The 20,399-nt window shown below is 74.4% G+C and carries 15 protein-coding genes and 1 pseudogene; 6 read left to right on the top strand and 10 right to left on the bottom strand.

Annotated elements, in window-relative coordinates:
- Positions 1 to 68: 68 nt before the first annotated feature.
- The 6 genes from E5225_RS05765 to E5225_RS05740 all read right to left on the bottom strand — a co-directional run bounded on the left by E5225_RS05765 (position 69) and on the right by E5225_RS05740 (position 7,584).
- Positions 69 to 1,070 carry an NAD(P)/FAD-dependent oxidoreductase gene (locus E5225_RS05765; RefSeq protein ID WP_135973553.1) on the bottom strand — a complete coding sequence of 334 codons (1,002 nt, stop codon included), beginning with the start codon at positions 1,068 to 1,070 and terminating at the stop codon, positions 69 to 71.
- Complete coding sequence (gene rfbG / locus E5225_RS05760; protein ID WP_135973552.1) at positions 1,067 to 2,101, bottom strand: CDP-glucose 4,6-dehydratase; 1,035 nt, start codon at positions 2,099 to 2,101, stop codon at positions 1,067 to 1,069. Before rfbG ends, E5225_RS05765 begins: the two co-directional genes overlap by 4 nt.
- On the bottom strand, positions 2,101 to 3,426 hold the full coding sequence (rfbH, locus tag E5225_RS05755; protein ID WP_135973551.1) for a lipopolysaccharide biosynthesis protein RfbH: 1,326 nt from the start codon (positions 3,424 to 3,426) through the stop codon (positions 2,101 to 2,103). Before rfbH ends, rfbG begins: the two co-directional genes overlap by 1 nt.
- 81 nt (positions 3,427 to 3,507) lie before the next feature.
- Positions 3,508 to 6,327 (bottom strand): hypothetical protein, encoded by a 2,820-nt coding sequence (locus E5225_RS05750; protein ID WP_135973550.1) that lies wholly within the window; start codon positions 6,325 to 6,327, stop codon positions 3,508 to 3,510.
- Positions 6,328 to 6,382: 55 nt separating this feature from the next.
- On the bottom strand, positions 6,383 to 7,006 hold the full coding sequence (gene rfbC / locus E5225_RS05745; protein ID WP_341765647.1) for a dTDP-4-dehydrorhamnose 3,5-epimerase: 624 nt from the start codon (positions 7,004 to 7,006) through the stop codon (positions 6,383 to 6,385).
- Positions 7,003 to 7,584, bottom strand: a complete 582-nt coding sequence (locus tag E5225_RS05740) for a GtrA family protein (protein WP_243738232.1) — start codon at positions 7,582 to 7,584, stop codon at positions 7,003 to 7,005. The genes rfbC and E5225_RS05740 overlap by 4 nt, the downstream gene beginning before the upstream one ends.
- A 75-nt stretch (positions 7,585 to 7,659) precedes the next feature.
- On the opposite strand from E5225_RS05740, the gene E5225_RS05735 reads away from it, so the two are divergent.
- From E5225_RS05735 to E5225_RS17705, 6 genes are all read left to right on the top strand, one after another.
- Positions 7,660 to 8,673, top strand: a complete 1,014-nt coding sequence (locus tag E5225_RS05735) for a glycosyltransferase (protein WP_243738231.1) — start codon at positions 7,660 to 7,662, stop codon at positions 8,671 to 8,673.
- On the top strand, positions 8,670 to 9,611 hold the full coding sequence (locus tag E5225_RS05730) for an NAD-dependent epimerase/dehydratase family protein (RefSeq protein ID WP_135973549.1): 942 nt from the start codon (positions 8,670 to 8,672) through the stop codon (positions 9,609 to 9,611). Before E5225_RS05735 ends, E5225_RS05730 begins: the two co-directional genes overlap by 4 nt.
- Before the next feature lie 145 nt (positions 9,612 to 9,756).
- Entirely contained in the window at positions 9,757 to 12,114 is a 2,358-nt protein-coding gene (locus E5225_RS05725; protein WP_135973548.1) for a hypothetical protein, read from the top strand.
- Between the two features lie 17 nt (positions 12,115 to 12,131).
- Positions 12,132 to 13,127 carry a dTDP-glucose 4,6-dehydratase gene (gene rfbB / locus E5225_RS05720; RefSeq protein ID WP_135973547.1) on the top strand — a complete coding sequence of 332 codons (996 nt, stop codon included), beginning with the start codon at positions 12,132 to 12,134 and terminating at the stop codon, positions 13,125 to 13,127.
- A gap of 110 nt (positions 13,128 to 13,237) precedes the next feature.
- Positions 13,238 to 14,491, top strand: a complete 1,254-nt coding sequence (locus E5225_RS05715) for an LCP family protein (RefSeq protein WP_243738230.1) — start codon at positions 13,238 to 13,240, stop codon at positions 14,489 to 14,491.
- Positions 14,492 to 15,022: 531 nt separating this feature from the next.
- Positions 15,023 to 16,009: an LCP family protein gene (locus E5225_RS17705; protein WP_166436060.1), complete on the top strand. Its 987-nt coding sequence runs from the start codon at positions 15,023 to 15,025 to the stop codon at positions 16,007 to 16,009.
- A gap of 155 nt (positions 16,010 to 16,164) precedes the next feature.
- Here E5225_RS17705 and E5225_RS17875 read toward each other — a convergent pair.
- The 4 genes and pseudogenes from E5225_RS17875 to E5225_RS05690 all read right to left on the bottom strand — a co-directional run.
- Positions 16,165 to 17,172, bottom strand: a pseudogene (locus E5225_RS17875) (acyltransferase family protein); the annotation flags it as partial.
- Positions 17,173 to 17,302: 130 nt separating this feature from the next.
- On the bottom strand, positions 17,303 to 17,839 hold the full coding sequence (gene purE, locus E5225_RS05700) for a 5-(carboxyamino)imidazole ribonucleotide mutase (protein WP_135975329.1): 537 nt from the start codon (positions 17,837 to 17,839) through the stop codon (positions 17,303 to 17,305).
- A complete protein-coding gene (locus tag E5225_RS05695; RefSeq protein WP_135975331.1) occupies positions 17,836 to 19,023 on the bottom strand; it encodes a 5-(carboxyamino)imidazole ribonucleotide synthase in 1,188 nt (395 codons plus the stop codon). Before E5225_RS05695 ends, purE begins: the two co-directional genes overlap by 4 nt.
- Before the next feature lie 55 nt (positions 19,024 to 19,078).
- Positions 19,079 to 20,398, bottom strand: coding sequence for an ATP-binding protein (locus E5225_RS05690; protein ID WP_135975333.1), 1,320 nt, complete (start codon positions 20,396 to 20,398; stop codon positions 19,079 to 19,081).
- Position 20,399: the final 1 nt, after the last annotated feature.

The raw sequence follows: 20,399 nt of genomic DNA, 5'->3' as shown, positions 1-20,399 counted from the left end.
CGTCCTGCCGCACCACGACGGCCCGGCCCGCTCGCGCGGGACCGGGCCGTCGTCCTGCGGGGAGCCGCTCAGTCGAAGTCGGTCGAGTGGCCCGGGGTGAGGGACAGCTCCGGGTCGATGAAGACGGCCGCGTTGTTGACCGCGCTGGCCGCCTCGCCGAAGCCGGTGACCATGAGGGTCACCTTGCCGGGGTACGTGGTGCCGTCACCTGCACCGTAGATCCCCGGCACGTTCGTCTGCATCGTACGGTCGACCAGCAGCTTGCGGTCGTGCATCTCCAGGCCCCACGCAGCGAAGGGCGGCGGCGCCTGCACCAGCCCGAGGGCGCCGATGACGGTCTCCGCAGGGATCTCCCGCTCGCCCCCGGCTCCGTCGCGCACGACCACCGACCGCACGACGTCGTCGCCGTGGATGGACTGGATCTCGCTGTCGGTGAGCAGGTGCACGCCGACCGACTCCGCACGGGCGATCTGCGACCCGTGCGCGCGGAACGCGCGCCGACGGTGGACGACCGTGACGGAGCGCGCGATCGGGCGGAGCTGGATCGCCCAGTCGAGCGCGGTGTCACCGCCGCCGACGATCACGACGTCCTGGTTCGCGTGCTGCGACGGGTCGTCGACCACGTACGTCACGCCGCGGCCCGCCCAGCCGTGGGCAGCGGGGAGCATGCGCGGACGGGTACCGCCGACGCCCGTCGCGAGGATGACCGCTCGCGCGTCGATGGCCCGGCCGTCCCCGAGGGACACGGCGAAGCCACCGTCCTCGTCCTCCCGGATCACGTCGACGACGTTCGCGTCGAACACCATGCGCGGCTCGTACTGCCGCGCCTGCTCGGCCAGCCCGGCCACCAGGTCGGCGCCGGAGACGCCGGCGAAGCCGGCGACATCGTGGATGATCTTGGTCGGGTAGAGCGCGGAGACCTGGCCCCCGGGAGCCGACTGCGAGTCGACCACCACCACGGACAGCCCACGGAAACCGGCGTAGTAGGCCGCGAAGAGGCCCGTCGGGCCGGCCCCCACGATGGCGACGTCGCACGCCGTACGGTGGGTGAAGTCGTGGTGGTGGGTCATGCCGTCGTCCTTCCGAGAGCCAGGTACTCGTCGACCTGGGCCATGGTCCGCTCGCGCGCGTCCGCGCCGTCGTGCACGGCGCGCGACCAGTCGACCGTCCAGCGCAGCGCGTCACGGAAGCTCAGGCGGTCACGCCAGCCGAGCAGCAGCTCCGCCTTCCGGGAGTCGAGCGCCAGGAGTCCTGCCTCGTGCACGGCCGGCTGCTCGTCGAGCTCGATGCGCGCCCCGCCACCCCACAGGTCGGCCACCTGCTGCGCGACGTCCCCCACCCGCACGAACGACCCGGTCCCCGGGCCGAAGTTGAAGGCCTCGCCCGCGTGACGGCCCGCCACCAGCGCGTCCGCCAGCGCGACGTAGCCCTGGACGCAGTCGAGGACGTGCTGCCACGGACGAACCGCGTCCGGGAAGCGAAGGCGGACCGGGTCGCCTGCAGCGAAGGCGGCGACGAGGTCCACCATGAGGCGCTCGGGGCACACGTCGCCGCCGCCGACGACGTTGCCCGCCCGGGCGATCGCGGTCGGCACCGTGCTGGCCGAGGTGGCGATCCACGACTGCGTGAGCAGGTCCGCCGCCGCCTTCGACGCGGAGTACGGGTCGACTCCACCGAGCGCGTCGGTCTCGCGGTAGCCCCAGATCTGGTCGACGTTGCGGTACACCTTGTCGGTCGTGATGACGACCTGCGCCCGCACCGACGGGGTGGCACGCACGCCCTCGAGCACGTTGAACGTGCCGTTCACGTTCGACTCCCACGTGCCGCGCGGGTCGCGGTACGACTCGCGCACGAGGGGCTGGGCCGCGAGGTGCACCACTACGTCGGGCGCGACGGCGGAGACGGCATCGGCCGTCGCCTCGGCGTCGCGCACGTCGACGCGCAGGTCGTGGTCCAGCTGCGCCGCCAGGCCGGCGCGCTCGAAGAGGGAGCCCGGCGCGGGGTCGAGCGCCAGGCCCGACACCTCGTGCCCGAGCTGCCGCAGCAGCACGGTGAGCCACGCCCCCTTGAACCCCGTGTGCCCGGTGACGAGGTAGTGCATCAGATGCCCTCGCCCTGCTCCTCGATGAACTCGATGACGCAGTCGGCGGCATAGTCGAGCATCGACGGCGTCAGGCCCGGGTACACACCGAGCCAGAAGGAGCGGGTCATGACGGTGTCGGAGTTGCGCAGGTCGCCCACGACGCGGCAGTCGAGGCCGCGGTACGCCGGCTGGCGGAGGAGGTTGCCGGCGAAGATCAGGCGCGTGCCGACCTTCTTCGACTCGAGGTAGCGCATCAGCTCCTCACGGTCGACGTCGAGGTCGTCCGCGAGGGTGATCGGGAACCCGAACCATGCGGGGTCCGAGTTCGGCGTCGCCTGCGGCAGGATCAGGCCCTCGACGTCCCGCAGCCGCTCATACAGGTACGCGAAGTTCTCCTTGCGGCGCGCGACGAAGTGGTCGACCTTCCGCAGCTGGCTGAGCCCCAGGGCGCACTGCATGTCCGTGCCCTTGAGGTTGTAGCCGATGTGGCTGTACGTGTACTTGTGGTCGTACCCGAACGGCAGCTCGCCGAGCGACCAGCCGAAACGCTTGCCGCAGGTGTTGTCCTGCCCGGTCTCGCAGTAGCAGTCGCGGCCCCAGTCGCGGAACGACTCCACCTGCCGGGTCACGAGCGGGTTCTTCGAGAAGACTGCGCCGCCCTCACCCGTGGTGATGTGGTGCGCGGGGTAGAACGACACGGTCGCCGTGTCGCCGAACGACCCGGTCCGCTGGCCGCGGTACGTCGAGCCGAGGGCGTCGCAGGAGTCCTCGACGAGCCACAGGTCGTTCTCCTTGCAGAGCTCCTGCACGAGGTCGAGGTCGAACGGGTTGCCCAGCGTGTGGGCCATCATGATCGCGCGTGTACGGGGCCCGATGGCCTCCCGCAGCTGGTCGCCGATCGCGTCGTACGTGCCGATCTCGACGTCGACGAACACGGGCTTGAGGCCGTTCTGGATGATCGGGTTGACCGTCGTCGGGAACCCGGCCGCGACGGTGACGACCTCGTCGCCCGGCTGCAGGCGCCGCTTGCCCAGCTTCGGGCTCGTCAGGGCGGACAACGCAGCGAGGTTCGCGGACGAGCCGCTGTTCACGAACGACGCGGACCGCGCGCCGACGTACTCCGCGAGCGCAGCCTGGAACTCCGTGGTCCAGCGGCCCGCCGTCAGCCACCCGTCGAGCGACGAGTCGACGAGGGCGACCATGTCGTCCGCGTCGAGCACCTTCCCCGACACCGGCACGGTCGACTCCCCGGGACGGAAGCCCCCCGGGGCGAGCGACTCCTCGGCGTAGGCGCGGACGCTCTCGAGGATGGACTCGCGGCGGGCGTGGAGCGCTTCGTTCACAGCGCAGGACTCCTCAGATCGGGGGGCGGGGGGCGCCTCAGCATAGGCGAGCGCGTGCCGGCGTGACGACACCGCCGGAGGTCACGCGGCGCCGCCGATCGGCATCGCAGCCAGGGCTGCGGGGGCCACGACGGCTATCGCGGGCGCCCTCCCCTGGGTCAGCTCGTACAGCCGCGTCATGTTCGCGACGGGCCGCCGCTGGCCACCCGCGGCGAGGTACACGGTCGGCGCGTCGTACGACTTCACGAAGACGGGGCCGGCTCCGGCGACCGTGCGGAACGTCCCGCACGTGCCGGTCTGCAGCCGGGTCACGGGCACGCCGGAGGAGTCGACGACGTCGGCGCCAATCCGTTGCAGGGTGCCGCCGCTACCGACGTAGCGCTGCGCACCGCAGGACACGGCGCTGCTGAGCGGGTCCACCGCGCGCTCGTACGCGGCGAGCGTGGAGGCCGGCACCTCGGTCCAGCCGGACACGCCCAGTGCGGCTGAGACCTCGAAGCTGGGGAGGAACACCACGCGGGACGCGCCGTCGACGAGGTACAGCTCGGGTGCACCCTGAGCCTTGACGAGACGCCCGGGCGCGAGGACCGGGGCCCCGGCCGGGAGCGCCGCCAGGCGCGGGGCGTCCACCTCCACGACGACGAGCGGCGCGTCCCCCGCGACGGCGTAGACGGTGCTCATCGCGTCGACGGGGCGACGCCGGCCGTCCGCCACGAGGGCGAGGTCCGTGGACGACGTCGAGCGCACGAAGAAGGGCGCGGCACCGACGTCGCCCCGACGCGGCAGAGCGCCGCAGGTCGACGGATCGAGCACCGTCGTCGGGACGCCCGCGGCGTCGAACGTCGCCCGCGTCGCCGTCGCCACGCCGCCGCCGACGCCGACCAAGCGCAGGTCGCCGCACGCCAGTGCCGTGCCGAGCGGGTGCGCGCCCCTCACGTACCCGGCGAGCGACGTCGCAGGCACCTCGCGCCACCCGGTGACGCCGAGCCGGTCGAGCACGGCGAACGACGGCACGAAGACCTTCGTGCTCGTCCCGTCGACGAGGTAGAGCTCCGGTGCACCCGCCGCCTTGACGACGATGCCAGGGGTGAGCAGCGGTGCCCCCACGGGCACGGCGGCCAGCACCTCGGCAGACAGCATGACCACCCGCAGCGGCTGCGACCCGAGCAGGGCGCTCACCGTCTCCATCGCCGCGACCGGACGGCGTGCGGCGTCCGCGGCCAGGAAGAGCTCGGGCGCCTGCGGGGTCCGCGCGAACACCGGACCCTCCGTGGGCGTGCCGAGCGCCGCGACGACACGTGCCGACACCGCCGGGGCCCCGGCCGCCGCCTGAGGCAGCTGGCCGGCGGTCAGGCGCACGGGCGCGGCAGGCGTGAGCGCGAGCAGGCTCCCTTCGGGCGCGCGCAGGACGCCGCCGACGGTGCCCGCCCGCGCCGGCAGTCGCGCGAAGCTCTGCGTGTCGAGCAGACGCACCCCGAGCGCCGCGCCGAGACGGGTGGCGTCGGTCAGCCCGGCGGCGACGGCGTACGTCGCCCCCTCGTCGACGAGCGCGTCGACGCCCGTGGACCGGTCCCGGACCACGAGCCCCGGCCGCACCAGCGGCGCGCCGTGGGGCAGGGCGGCCAGCGCGGCCTCGCGCACGGCGATCGGGGGCCCCGGCGCCACGGGCGCGAGCGCGAGGGACGCCTCGTCCGCCGCCTCGTGCCGCTGCCCGCCGTAGACGACGAACCGCTTGCCCTCGTGCGTCACCACCGAGTCGCTGAGGGCCCCGCCCTTGACGAAGCCGGCCATCTGCGCGTCGGAGAGCTGCATCGCCGCGTAGTCCTCGCAGCGGGCGCCCCAGGCCGACAGCTGCGCGCAGTCGCGCACCTGGAAGAGCCACCCGCGGTCGACGAGATACACCAGCCCGGCGCGGTCCCGGAGGAACCGGCCCAGCCGGGTGCCCGTGGGACGGCTGTCGAGGAACGCCTGGCTCACGTAGCCGACGGGGCCGAGGGAGCTGAGCGAGTCGAGCGTCTCGACGTCGTCGACCGGGTGCTTGCGGTCCAGCGTGACGAGGTAGACCTGCGGGTCGCCGACGGTCCGGACGAGGTTCGCGCCGACCTGGGTGGAGCCGAACCAGTCGGTGTAGTCGCGCCAGAAGTTCCGGTTGCCGTACGCGGCGCAGCCGTCCCCGGTGCCGTACAGGTTCGTCAGCGCGCTGCTGTTCGGCTGGTACGGCGTGTAGATGTAGAGACCGGCCGTCGCCTGGTTCTCGATGTACACAGAGCTGCTGCCGCACGCCGCGGCGCCCGACGGGTGGAAGAGGATCGTGTTGGTGCGACCCGCGCGGTAGCTGTAGGCCGTCGGGTTGGCGGCATAGCGCTTGAACTGCCGGGCGGCGCGGTAGACCTGGTTGAAGAAGCCGTAGTACTGCGCCTCGCATGGTGCGGTGTCAGGGCATCCGAACCCCATGGCGGTGCGGTAGCGGGTCTCCCCCGGCGCCGTCGCCGTCACGAGTCCCTGCTCCTTCTGCAGCGTGACCAGGAGCGCCTTCTGGCTGATCCCGCAGCTGGCGCCGACTTTCGCGATGATCGTCGCCGCCGACTCCCCGGGGGACGCGGCGTAGCCCGCGCACATGCCGGGCTCGGCAGGCTGTGCCGTCGTCGGCGCGACGTAGTCCTTGAGGCACACGTAGCCGGCCGTGCACGTCGGCCGCTTGAGCTCGAGGAACTGCTGCACGTCTGCCGGGGTCATCGCGCCGCCGTCGAAGAACAGGGCGTCGCTGATGATGCTGCCGGACCGGAAGGCCGCCGGGTCCGCGGCCTCCGCGGGCGCGACGGCCGCCGGCTGCAGGACCACACCGGTCAGTACGACGGCGAGCGCGGTCGCGCGCGCGATCCAGCGGGCGGTGCGGGGCATGTCAGGTCCTCCGGTAGACACGACGGCCCGCACACGGTAGAGCGGTGCTCGCGCCTCAGGACAGTGGCGCGCCGACGAGGGACTCGAGGAAACCCTGGACCTCGGCGGCCGTGGGGAGCAGACCGGCCGCCCGCACCTCCGCGAGCGACGGCGCGTCGCGGTCCTTGTCGGACAGCAGCGGCCGCGCCACGCCCCGCACCGACGGCCACGCGATCGCTATGGCGGGGTCGAACGGGTCGATCCCGTGCTCACGCCCCGGAGCGTAGGGCGCGGTGCACAGGTACACCACGGTGGCGCCCTCGTCGAGCGCGAGGAAGCCGTGGCCCAGGCCCTCGCTGACGAGGATCGACCGGCGCGACGACGCGTCCAGGACGACCCCGTCCCACGCGCCGAACGTCGGCGACCCGACGCGCAGGTCGACCACGACGTCGAAGACCGACCCGCTGGTGCACGTCACGTACTTGGCCTGGGACGGCGGCATCTGCGCGAAGTGGATCCCGCGCAGCACGCCCGGGCGGGAGACCGAGGAGTTGACCTGCCGCACATCGAACGGGCGCCCCGTGGCCTCCTCGACGCGCGCGTACGAGAACGCCTCCACGAACGACCCGCGGTCGTCCTCGTGCACGTCCGGCTCCACGACCCAGGCACCCTCGACGGCGCACGGCCGCACGACGCTCACCGGACCCCCGCCTGCGCGGGCCGGTGGAAGGAGAAGCCCTTGTGGCCCAGGAAGGAGATCACCATCGTGACCACCGTGACGAGCAGCTGCGCCGGGATGGGCGGCACGCCCAGCACCTCGACGGCGAACGGCAGCGTGACCAGGTTCACGCCGAGAGATGTCAGGTTGACGACCTCGAACCGCGCAAGGTCGCGCAGGACGTGACCGCGGACGCGGAAGACGAACCGGCGGTACAGCACGAACGCGCACAGCACCGAGGCGACGTGCGCCGCGACGAGCGCGACCATGTAGCCCGCGCGCACGCCGATCAGCTGCTGGAAGAGCACGAACCACCCCATGCCGATGGCCGTGTTGAGAGCGCCGACCACCAGGAAAGCGGTCCGCTGGTCCCGCACGAGGCGGAACAGCAGGCCGGGGTCGCCCTCCATGCCGGCGGGCGGACGGCCCACCTCGCGGGCGGCAGCGGTGCCGCCACCAGCAGTGGGGCCGGTGTCGCCGGGGGACGTGCCCCCGGGGCGCGGCGTGCCATCGGCACGGAGCTGCGCGGACCGGTCGGGCCCGTCCTTCGTCTGGCTCACGCCGCCTCGTCCTGTCTGTCGCGGTCGGGGAGCGACGCACCGGCCGCGTTCGACCCACCGACTATAGTCGGTGCCGTGCCCCCCTCCCCCGTGTCCGTCGATGCGAAGCCCCACCGGCTCTCGGTCGTCATACCGGTCTACCAGGGCGAGCACTCGCTGCCCGACGTGGTGGCGGAGCTCCAGCCGCTGACGGAGACGTTCCGGACGCCGGAAGGCCACGACGCCGTCGTCACCGAGGTCCTGCTGGTCCACGACCAGGGTCCCGACGACTCCCCCGCCACCATGCGCGCCCTCGCCGAGAAGTTCCCGTGGGTCCGGCTGCTGTGGCTCAGCCGCAACTACGGTCAGCACCCGGCGACTCTCGCGGGGATGGCCTCGAGCGGCGGCGACTGGATCGTCACGATGGACGAGGACGGGCAGCACGACCCCGCGGCCATGGGCGACCTGCTCGACACCGCGATGCGCACCGGGCGTGCCGTGGTCTACGCCGAGCCGACGAACGAGGCGCCGCACGGCGTGCTGCGCAACGTGGCCTCCCGCGGCGCGAAGCGCGTGATCGAGATCGGCCTCGGCGGCACGGACACGTCCAAGTACCAGAGCTTCCGGCTCGTGCTCGGCGAGATCGGCCGGAGCACCGCCGCCTTCGCGGGCTCCGGCGTCTACCTCGACGTCGCGCTCGGGTGGATCGCAGGGACGCCGGCGACGACGCCCGTCGCCCTGCGGGGCGAGGCCGGACGCGCGTCGGGCTACTCGACGCGCCGCCTCCTGTCGCACTTCTGGCGCATGGTGCTCTCCTCCGGCACGCGCGGGCTGCGCGCCGTCAGCTTCATGGGAGTGGCCTTCGCCCTGCTGGGGTTCGTCATGGCGGCGTGGCTGGTCGTGCTGCGCATCACCGGTGACGCCGTGCCGGAGGGATGGACGTCCACGATCGTCGTCGTGCTCGTGACGTCCGGCGCCGTCCTCTTCGCGCTCGGCATCATCGCGGAGTACATCGGCGTGGCCGTGAACATGGCCATGGGCAAGCCGACGTACCTGCTCGTGAGCGACCCGGCGTCTGGTCCGCAGGGCCGCGTCCCCCGCACCCGGTGACCCGCGCCGCCCTCGTCGTCGGGGCGCGAGGGTTGCTCGGCAAGGCCGTCGTACGCGCTCTCGCGGCACAGGGCCGGCCGGCGGTCACTGCCCGCGTCCCGTGGAGCGAGCCCCCCGACGCCGTGGCGGCGCTGCTGGACGCCGTGGCCGGGACCGCGCACGAGCACGGGACGGACTGGGACCTCCTGTGGTGCGCGGGGTCGGCCGTCACCGGTGCCACGGCAGAGCAGACCGACGTCGAGGTCGCGACCTTCACCTCGTTCGTCGACGGGCTCGTGGTCGAGGGAGCCGCACGACCCGCACGGATGTTCCTCGCCTCGTCGGCGGGCGCCGTGTACGCGGGGGTCGACGACGCCCCCTTCACCGAGCACACGCCACCGCGCCCGCTCGCCCCCTACGGCCACGCGAAGCTCCGGCTCGAGGCCCAGTCCGAGCGGCTCGCCGAGGCCGGCACCGACGTCCTCGTCGGTCGGATCTCCAACCTCTACGGGCCGGGGCAGAACCTGCACAAGGAGCAGGGCCTCATCTCCCGGCTGTGCCGCGCGCACCTGATGCGCGACCCCGCGAGCATCTACGTGTCGCTCGACACGATCCGCGACTACCTGTTCGTCGACGACTGCGCGGCGCTGCTCCTCGACGGCATGGACGTGCTGCGCGCACATCCGCCCGGCACCGGCGGGGCGCCCGTGGTCAAGATCCTGGCCGCGCAGCAGTCCGCGACGATCGGCGCGCTGCTCGGCGCGTGCCGGCAGGTCTTCGGCCCGCGCATCCCGGTCACCCTCGGCACGTCGGCCCTGGCGGGCCGCCAGGCGCGTGACCTGCGTTTCCGCTCCCTCGTCTGGCCTGAGCTCGATCGGCGGTCGCTTACGACGCTGCCCCACGGGATCCATGCGACGGCCGAGGACCTGCGTCGACTGCTCGTGGAGGCCGCACCCTGACGGTCGGGTATCGTCCTGCGACGGAGACGGCGACGCCGGTGCCCGCGACCGTCGCCTGACGCGCCGCCGGCACCGCAGAGGACGGCGCACCACAGCGCGACGACGGACGCCCGTCGGGCGGGACGAGGACGACGACAGGACCAGCGTGAGCGCGACCACCGTGGCCACCGACCGGGGCGGACACCGCACCGTCGAGGCCCGCCGTCACCCACCCGCACTGCGCGGCACCGTGCTGCGGGCACTTCCCTACGTGGTGTCCGCCCTGCTCGCGACCGTCGGGGCGACCTGGGCCCTGCGGGTGTGGCAGGGCCGGCTCGACGTGCCGTTCACCTACTGGGGCGACGCGGTCGCGGTGGCCGCGCACGTGCGGACGACGCTCCTGACGGGCTGGTACGAACGCCAGCCTCTGCTCGGCGTGCCGCACGGCCAGACGTTCCACGACTTCCCGACCTCGGACGACCTGCACCTCGTCGTCATGCGGCTGCTCGGGGTGCTGTCGGACGACTGGGGAACCGTCCTGAACCTGTACTTCCTCCTCGGCTTCCCGCTCGCCGCCGTCACCGCCACCTACTTCCTGCGCCGCGTGGGGGCCGGAACCGTGACGACCGTGGTCACGGCGAGCTTGTTCGCGCTCGCGCCGTACCACTTCGTCCGGGGTGAGGCGCACCTGTACCTGGCCTCGTACTGGGTGCTGCCCCCCGTCGTGCTGCTCGTCGTGCGGGCGTTCCGCGGCGAGCCGCTGTGGCGCAGACCGCGCGTCGCGGCGGCGGACGGTGCGCCCGCGGACGCCGACCCCGACGTGGTCTCGGATGCAGACCCGGATCCGGCCGCGGACGGCCGTCGACGTCCGGCCCGCCGCTCGCGACTCGACCCGCGCGCGTTCGCGGACGTCCGCACGGTGGCGACGCTGCTCGCGTGCGTCCTAGTCGGTACGGCGAGCGCCTACTACGCCGTCTTCACCGTGCTGCTGCTCGCCGTCGCCGGCGCCGCTGCCTGGGCGCAGGGGCGGGACTGGCGACGGTTGCTCGGGGCCGCAGCCGCGGCGGTGCTCATCCTTCTCTCCGCCGTCGCCGTCATGCTCCCCGACATGCTGCATGCGCGGCTCCACGGCGAGAACGTCGCCGCGCTCGCCCGGGACGCCGAGCAGGCGGAGGTGTACGCGCTCAAGCTGACGTCTCTGCTCCTGCCGATCCCGGGCCACGTCGTGCCCCAGCTGGCGGCGCTGCGCGACATGTACGACACCACGTACCCGCTGCCCTCCGAGCGACCGGCCCTCGGCGCGGTGGGCGCCGTCGGGCTGGTGGCGCTCCTCGTGGTCGTGGTCGTGCACCTGGCCCGGCGCGGCGAGCGCCCGTGGTCCGACGACTCCCGCTGGTCGATGCTGCTGACGCTCGGGGGTACGACGCTCGTCGCACTGCTGCTCAGCACGGTCGGGGGTGTCGGCAGCCTCATCTCGTTGGTCACGCCGAACATCCGCGGCTGGAGCCGGATGTCGATCATCATCGCGCTGCTCGCACTCGCGGCGGTCGCCCTGCTGCTGGACGACGTGCTGGAACGCCTGCGCCGCCGGACCTCCGCACGGAGCGCCCTCGCCGCCGCCGTCGTCGGCGGCGCCGTGCTCGTCGCGGGCGGCACGATCGACCAGGTCAGCCCGTCTCTGCGACCGGACCGGACCGCGGTCGCCGCCGAGTACGACGCCGATGCCGCCTGGGTGACCGACGTCGAACGCACCCTGGGTGCGGACGCGGCGCTCTTCCAGCTGCCGTACATGCCGTTCCCCGAGTCCCCCGCGCGCAACGGCGTGTTCGACGCCGATCAGCTCAAGGGCTTCTTGCACTCGAACACGCTGCGCTGGTCGGGGGGCGGCATCAAGGGCCGCGCGACCTCGGACTGGCCGGCGCTCGTCGCGACGCTCCCGACCGACCAGGCAGCCCGCCAGCTCGCGGTCGCGGGATTCGACGGGGTCGTGCTCGACCTGCGCGCGTTCGACGCGACCGAGGGCCCGCGGGCGGCGGACGAGTGGCGCGCGGTCACGGGCGACCCGGTGGTCGTCGGCGCCGGTGGGCGGTACGTCGTGCACGACCTGCGCGGCCTCCGCGACGACCTCGAGGCGCAAGCACCGTCTGACGTCACGGAGGAAGCCGGCGAGGCCGTGACCCGGCCTGCGACCGCCTACGCCGGCGCGGGCGTCGAGTGGTCCGTCGACGCCGAGGGGCGGGCGGTGTGGACGGGGATCGACGGGGTGGACGTCCTCGTCGACAACGCGGCCGACACGCCGCGACGCCTGACCGTGCGCTTCACGGCCCTCAACAGTGACGTCCGCGTCACCGGCCCCGCCGGCGAGCGCATGGTCCCCGCCGGCGAGGAGGTGGCGCTGACCTATGATGCGGAGCCCGGGCGCCACGCGATCTCCGTCCGCGGTGCCGAGGGGTCCCCGGTGGCGATCACCGCGGCGACCGTCGAGCTCGACAGCACGCCCCTCGACATGCTCACGGTGCCCTGACCTGGAGGGAAGTACAGATGCGGCTGCTCGTCACGGGAGGCGCGGGCTTCATCGGCTCGAACTTCGTCCACCAGACGGTCCGTGAGCGACCGGACGTGCACGTCACGGTCCTCGACGCACTGACCTACGCGGGTGACGAGCGGAGCCTGGATCCCGTCGACGGCAAGGTCGTCCTCGCCAAGGGCGACATCGCGGACCCGGACCTGGTGGACACGCTGGTCAAGGACGTCGACCTCGTCGTCCACTTCGCCGCGGAGTCGCACAACGACAACTCGCTGCACGACCCGTGGCCGTTCGTGCGGACGAACGTCATCGGCACGTACCAGCTGCTCGAGGCGGTCCGCCGCCACGACGTGCGGTTCCACCACATCTCGACCGACGAGGTCTACGGGGACCTCGAGCTGGACGACCCGGCGAGGTTCACGCCGGACACGCCCTACAACCCGTCGAGCCCGTACTCCTCGACCAAGGCGTCGTCGGACCTGCTCGTGCGCGCGTGGGCACGGAGCTTCGGTGTGCGCGCGACGATCTCGAACTGCTCGAACAACTACGGGCCGTTCCAGCACGTCGAGAAGTTCATCCCGCGGCAGATCACGAACGTCATCGACGGCGTGCGACCCAAGCTCTACGGCACGGGCGAGAACGTGCGGGACTGGATCCACGTCGAGGACCACAACAGCGCGGTCTGGTCGATCATCGAGAAGGGCCGCCTGGGCGAGACGTACCTCATCGGCGCCGACGGGGAGGTCGACAACACGACGGTCGTCGAGACGATCCTCGAGCTCATGGGGCAGGGTGCCGACGCGTACGACCGCGTGAACGACCGGCCCGGCCACGACCTGCGCTACGCGATCGACGCGACCAAGCTGCGCACGGAGCTCGGCTGGGAGCCGCGGTACCGCGACTTCCGGGACGGCCTCGCGGCGACCATCGAGTGGTACCGCACGCACGAGTCGTGGTGGCGGCCGCAGAAGGACGCCACCGAGGCCCGCTACGCCGTCCTCGGACGCTGACCGTGCCGGCCCGGCAGACCGCGGGCGCGCCGGGCATCTGCACACATCATTCACGGCCCGGCTGCGCCGGCTCCCCCGCGGGGCGCGGGCACGCTCCTACCATCTGACTCGTGACCTCCCGCCACGCCGCAGCCCGGCGCCGTCGAGCGCCCCGGCACGCCCGCGACCTGCGCTCGCACGGGGTCATGCGCGGCGTCGCGCTGGCGGCCACGACGGTGCTCGTGTTCGGTGCGGCGGGCGGCGTGGCGATGGCAGCGCGCCTGACCGGGAACGTCGACCAGATCGATGTCGCCGACCTGGTCGCCGCGGCGCCGAGCCCGACGGAGCCGGCCGACCCGGCCGACGCCCGCGCCGGGGAGCCCGTCAACGTCCTCGTCCTCGGCTCCGACCAGCGCGACGGCGAGAACGGCGTGATCGGCGGTGACGAGGGCGGCATGCGGTCCGACACGACGATCCTCCTGCACGTGTCCGCCGACCGCACCCGCGTCGAGATGGTGTCCATCCCGCGGGACTCCCTCGTCGAGATCCCGTCCTGCACGATGACCGACGGCTCGACGACGAAGCCGTTCGACGGCATGTTCAACGAGGCGTTCGCGACCGGCTGGAAGACGGGTCAGGACGTCGACTCGGCCGCCGCCTGCGCCATGAGCACGGTCGTCCACAACACCGGCGTGCCGCTCACGCACGTCGTGGTCGTGGACTTCGCCGGGTTCCAGAGCATGATCAACGCCGTCGGCGGCGTCGAGATGTGCATCGAGAACGACATCAAGGACCGCTACACCGGCCTCGACATCACCGCCGGGGTGCACCGGCTCGACGGCGTCACCGCCCTGCAGTACGCGCGCGCCCGGCACGGCACGGGCCTCGACGGGTCGGACATCAAGCGAGCCGGCCGCCAGCAGCGGCTCATCGCGAACCTCGCCAACGAGGTGCTCTCGAAGAACCTGCTCACCGACGCGCCGCAGCTCCTCCAGTTCCTCAGCGCGGCCACGCAGTCGCTGACGACGAACATCTCCGTCAGCGACCTCACGGGTCTCGCGTTCAGCCTGCGCGGCATCGACCGCGAGAACATCGCGCTGACCACGGTGCCGTGGGCGCCCGCACGCAGCGACGCGAACCGCGTCGAGTGGACGCCCGAGGCGGACGAGCTGTGGGCGAACATCGCGGCGGACCGCCCGATGCTCGGCGCGCCGACCCCGGACCCCACCGCGGCGCCGCAGGCCGGGGCGGCGGACGAGCCCGCGGCCACCGCGCCGGCCGGCGGCGGGGGCGTCCCCCCGGCCGTCGACCCCCCGGTGCCCGCGCCGACGAAGACGCCGGGCCAGGAGCCGTTCACCGCGGCCGACGTCTCCTCGACCTGCTGACGCGCCATGGCCCACCAGAACCGGCCGGAGGACGCGCCGCCGAGCTTCAGCCCCACCGGGGGGCGCGCCCGGCCGGACGCGCCGGACGCGCGCCCCGTCGGCGCCGACGGCGCACCACCGCCCGCCCCGCGGCGCGCACCCCGGTCGTCCGCACGCCCGCCGGCGGCACGTCCGGCCCCGCCCGGGGGCGCGACGACGCCGCGGCCGGCACCTGCGCCCGTCCGCAGGCCGGCCGACCGGGCGACCACACCGCCGGAGGGATCGCCCGCCTCGTTCCGGCCCGCCGGCCGGGTCCGCCCCGACGGATCCGCCGAGCCGGTCGCCGTGCCGGGCAAGGGCGCCGCCGGGTCCGCCGCGGTCGAGGGCACCGGCGCCCGCCGCACCCCGCCGACGGCGGCCCGTCCCGGGCGACCCGCCCCGCCGCGCGCCGCCGGGGCCGCGGCCCCGGCCCGCCGCACTCCGTCGCCGACCGCCCCCGCTGCCGTACGGCCCGCTCCGTCGCGTCCCCCGGCGCGGCCTGCCGGCCCGCCCGTGGCCGCCCCACCCGCGGGTGCGGCGACGCGGCGCGGCCTGCGCCCCCGGCGCCTGGCGGGCGTCGTGGCGGTCCTGGCGCTCGTGGCGCTCGTGGCCTGGCCCGTCGGTCTCCTGCTCTGGGCCGGCGGCAAGCTCCAGCACACGCCCGCGCTGTCGGGCGCGGCGGACACCGCGGGCACGACGTACCTGCTCGCCGGCTCGGACGCGCGCGGCGACGAGGGCGGCATCGCCGAGGACGGCACCGAGGGCCGGCGGACCGACACCATCCTGCTGCTGCACGTGCCCGAGAGCGGGCCCACCGCGCTGATCTCGCTGCCGCGGGACACGTACGTCGAGGTGCCCGGGCACGGGGGCGCGAAGCTCAACTCCGCGTTCGCCCTGGGCGGGGCGCCCCTGCTCGTGCAGACCGTCGAGGGCCTGACCGGCCTCACGGTCGACCACTACGCCGAGATCGGGATGGGCGGGGTCGCGCACGTCGTCGACGCCGTCGGTGGCGTCAACCTCTGCTACGACGCCGCCGTGGACGACCCGGACTCCGGGATGGTGTGGACCCCCGGCTGCCACGACGTCGGCGGCACGCAGGCCCTCGCGTTCGCCCGCATGCGCAAGGCGGACCCGCTCGGTGACGTGGGGCGCGCGCTGCGCCAGCGCCAGCTCATCGCCGCCGTCGTCGGGAAGGTGGACCCGAAGGCGCTCGTGACGCGTCCGGGTGCGCAGGTCGCGCTGGTCGACGCCGGCACGGGTGCCCTGACGTTCGACGAGCGGAGCGGCGTGCTCGACGTCGCGCGCCTCGCGCTCGCCTTCCGCGCCGCGAACGGCCCGGGCGGCGTCACCGGCACCCCGCCCATCGCCGACCTGGACTACCGGCCGGGCGGCATCGGGTCCGCGGTCCTGCTCGACGAGGCCGCCGCGCCCCCGTTCTTCGTCGCCGTGCGCGACGGCACGCTCCCCGCCGGCGCCGTCGGCGGCGCGCCCGGCACCTGACCCCGGACGATCCCCAGCCGGTCCGCCTCGTCGAGCGCGCGGGGCCCGTGGTTCACCCGCGTGAGCACCGCGTCGCGCACGTGGACGAGTCCCTGCTCGGCACGCCGGCGCAGGGCGGGCGCGTACGGCGCCTCCACCAGCCGGTGCACGGCCCACGCCAGCGCGAGCGAGACCCCCACGGCCGCCCCCACCGCCGCCCACGCCGGCACGTGGTCGACCACCAGCCCGATCGTCCACAGCCCCCAGTACTGGTGCACGAGGTACAGCGGGTACGTGAGGGCGCCCGCCGCGACGACCCAGGGCCGGTCCAGGCGCGCGACCGGGGTGAGGGCGACCAGCGCGACGAGCGCCACGCACAGGGCCACGGCGAGCGCCAGGCCGGTCGTCGACGGCGCGATGCCGGTGACCCGCTCGAGCACCGCCGCGCGGGACGGTGGCACGAGGTGGACCGCCAGGGCGGTGTTCGTCGCGACCGCCACCCACGGGAGCAGCCGGTGCCCCTCGCGGTGCACGACGAACAGCGCCATGCCGGCCGCGAAGAGCGGGGCGTAGTCGGCGACGAGCAGCGTCGCGAGGTCGTCGAGACCGAGGCGTGCCGCGCCGAGCGCGACGGGCGGCCACAGCAGCGCGACCGCGAGCACGCGGCGCCGGGTGACGCCGACGAGCACGAGGACCCCCACGAGCAGGTAGAACCGCAGCTCGGTCCAGAGGGTCCAGTAGACGCCGTCGACGTGCGGCACCCCCGCCACCGCCTGGAGCATCGTGAGGTTCACGGCGACCTGACCGGGCGTGACGTGCTTGCCCTCGGGCCAGACGACGAGCAGCAGGAGGCCCGTCAGCAGCACCGCCACCCAGTACGAGGGGTACAGCCGCCCGATCCGCGAGGCCACGACCGCGACCGTGGTGCGCCCCCAGGCGCTCATGAGGATGACGAACCCCGAGATCACGAAGAAGAGCTCGGGCCCGAGCGAGCCGTACGACGTCCAGGCGGCCACCGGCCCGACGAGCCGGTCCTGGTCCGGGCCCCACACGGACGCCTCGCGCGCCGTGAAGTGGTACCCCACGACGGCGAGGGCGGCGAGCAGGCGCAGGCCGTCGAGCGCGACGAGACGCGGGGCGCGGGGCGGCGTCGCCGCCGCACGGGAGGGCGCGGCGGGTGCCACCTCCGTCGAGCGGGGCGGGGCGGGGCTCACCGCACGACGGTAGGCATGCCGCCTCGGTGCCGCAGCGCGAGGCGTGCCCCCACCCCCGGTCCGCGGCCCCGTCCGCGCCGCCCGGGGGCGCGGCCGGGGGTCAGGCGCTGAACCCCGTCGGCGGGCGCTGCGCGAGGCCGCGCAGACGCTCCCCCTTGGCGTCCGCCTGCGCCCGCAGGCCCTCCTGGAAGGTCGTCATCGCGTTCCGCAGGCGCTGCGCCTCGGCGTCGGTGCCGGACGCCAGGACCCGCACCGCCAGCAGCCCCGCGTTGCGCGCGCCGCCCACCGAGACCGTCGCGACCGGTACCCCTGCGGGCATCTGGACGATCGACAGCAACGAGTCCATGCCGTCGAGGTGCGCCAACGGCACCGGCACGCCGATCACCGGCAGCGGCGTCACGGCGGCCAGCATCCCGGGCAGGTGGGCGGCGCCCCCCGCGCCGGCGACCACGACCCGCAGGCCCCGCTCGGCGGCGGACCGGCCGTACGCGACCATCTTGTCGGGCTGGCGGTGCGCCGAGACGACGTCGACCTCGACCGGCACGCCGAACTCGCCCAGCGCGTCGGCGGCCGCCTGCATCACCGGCCAGTCGGAGTCCGACCCCATCACGATGCCGACCAGGGGCGAGCCGCTCATGCCGTTCCTCCGTCGCGCCGGGCGGACGTCTCGCCGCGCAGGAGCGCGACGGCGGCCCGCGCACGGGCGCGGACGTCCTCGAGGTCGTGGCCGCTGATGTTGACGTGGCCGAGCTTGCGCCCGGGCCGCACCGCCTTGCCGTAGAGGTGGACCTTCGCGTCCGGGTCCGCGGCCAGCACGGCGGGCAGCGCGTCGGTCGGGTCGTCGAGGGCGCTGCCGAGGAGGTTGACCATCACGGTCCAGGGGGCGCGGGTGCCGGTCGCACCGAGCGGCAGGTCCAGCACGGCACGCAGGTGCTGCTCGAACTGGCTGGTCACGGCGCCGTCGATCGTCCAGTGCCCCGAGTTGTGCGGTCGCATCGCGAGCTCGTTCACCAGCACCCGCGGCGCGCCGCCGTCCGGGTCCGCCACCTCGAACAGCTCGACGGCCAGCACGCCGGTGACGCCGAGCCCCTCCGCCACGCGTCGCGCGACGTCCTCGGCGGCCGCCGCGGTGACCGGGTCGAGGTCGGGCGCGGGCGCCACGACCTCGGCGCACACACCGTCGCGCTGCACGGACTCGACGACCGGCCACGTGGCCGACGCGCCCGACGGGGTACGTGCGACGAGCGCCGCCAGCTCCCGCCGGAACGGCACCAGCTCCTCGACGAGCAGACGTGGGCCGCTGCCGTCGGCCGCCGCGGCGAGCCAGTCCGCGACGTCGTCGGCGTGGCGCACGACGCGCACGCCCTTGCCGTCGTAGCCGCCCCGCGCTGTCTTGACGACCGCGCGCCCGCCCACGGCGGCCAGGAAGCCCGCCAGGTCCTCGGCCGACACGACCGGCGCCCAGCGCGGGCACGGCACCCCGAGCGCCGTGAGGCGCTCACGCATGACCACCTTGTCCTGCGCGTGCAGGAGCGCGTCCGGGCCGGGCTGCACGGGCACGCCGGCGGCGGCGACGGCGGCGAGCACCTCGGCCGGCACGTGCTCGTGCTCGAAGGTGAGGACGTCGGCGCCCGCGACGAGCGCGGTCACGGCCGCCGCGTCGGCGGCCGCCCCCACGGGTGCGTCCGCGACGGCCTGCGCGGCGGACGACGCGGGCTCCTCGACGAGGACGCGCAGGTGCAGCCCCAGCGCGGTGGCGGGTCCGGCCATCATGCGGGCGAGCTGGCCGCCGCCCACCACGGCCACGGTCGGTGGTGTCACGGGCGACGAGCCTAGGGCACGGGGTCCCGCACCAGCGGCTGCGTCCCGCGCGCGCCTACCTGCGCCGGTCGCGGCGCACGGAGACCATCGCGCCGCGCGGCAGCACGACCTCGGGGCGCAGCGACGCGGGGACGCCCGACAAGAACAGGGCGAACACGGCGGGCCGCCGCTGCGCGAGCTCCAGGCGCCCGCCGTCGGCGTTCGCGAGGTCGCGCGCGAGCGACAGGCCGAGGCCGGTGCCGGCACCCGAGGTGACCTCGCGCTCGAAGATCCGGGGCGCGATGTCGTCCGGCACGCCGGCACCCTCGTCCCCCACCTCGACGACGACCGTCCGGGCCGGACCGCCGGGGCGGGAACGCACCGTGGTGGTCCCCGCGCCGTGCTTCAGCGAGTTCTCGATGAGGGTCGCGAGCACCTGGGCCAGCGCGCCGGGCGTGGCGAGCACCTGGAGGGCGGGGTCGACGTCGACCACGAGCCGCCGCCCGGCCGCGGCGAACGTCGGCGCCCACTCCTCCTCCTGCTGGTGCACGACCTCGAGCAGGTGGACGGCCTCGGTCGTCCCTCCCTGCGCGCGCCTCGAGCGGGTCAGCAGGTCGTCGACCACCAGCACGAGCCGCTCGACCTGCTCGAGGGAGATCCGTGCCTCCTCGCGGACCTCCGGCTCACCGGAGGCGAGCATGATCTCCTCGAGCCGCATCGACAGCGCCGTCAGCGGGGTCCGCAGCTGGTGCGACGCGTCGGACGCGAACTGCCGCTCGGCCGCGAGGCGCCCCGCCATGCGGTCGGCGCTGCGTGCGAGCTCGGCCGCCACCAGGTCGATCTCCTCGACGCCCGACGGCTCCAGCTGCGGGCGCACCTGCCCCGACCCCAGCTGCTCGGCCGAGGCCGCGAGGTAGACGAGCGGCGCCGCCAGCCGGTTGGCCTGCCAGATCGCCATGGCGATCCCGGCGCCGAACGCGACGAACGCCGCCACGACCACCAGCGCGATGACGCGCACCGACAGCCAGAACACCTCCCACCACGAGACCTGCAGCACGACCGTGGCCACGGTGTCGGACGTGACCGACACGGACACCGCGCGGTCCTCGATGACGGGTCCGGCGCGGTAGGTGTCGCCGTCGGCCGTGCGCACCGACACCGAGGCGGGGATCTCTCCCTCACCGCCGGTGTAGGGCTCGAGCATGCGGTCGCTCAGCGCGATGTCCTGCTCGATGCGGAAGTCGACGGTCCGCGCGACCGACTCGGCGCGCACCTCGAGCCCGCGCACCTCGTTCTCGCGCACCAGGTGCGCGCCGAGGAAGGCCAGGGGGAAGCCCAGGAGGACGACGGCCACCGTGACGGCGGCGATCGTCGCCTGCAGGACGCGGCGGCGCACG

Source organism: Cellulomonas shaoxiangyii (assembly GCF_004798685.1).
Classification (GTDB): Bacteria; Actinomycetota; Actinomycetes; order Actinomycetales; family Cellulomonadaceae; genus Cellulomonas; species Cellulomonas shaoxiangyii.
Note: the sequence above shows the minus strand (reverse complement) of the source record. Positions and strands in the feature narration are given on the sequence as shown.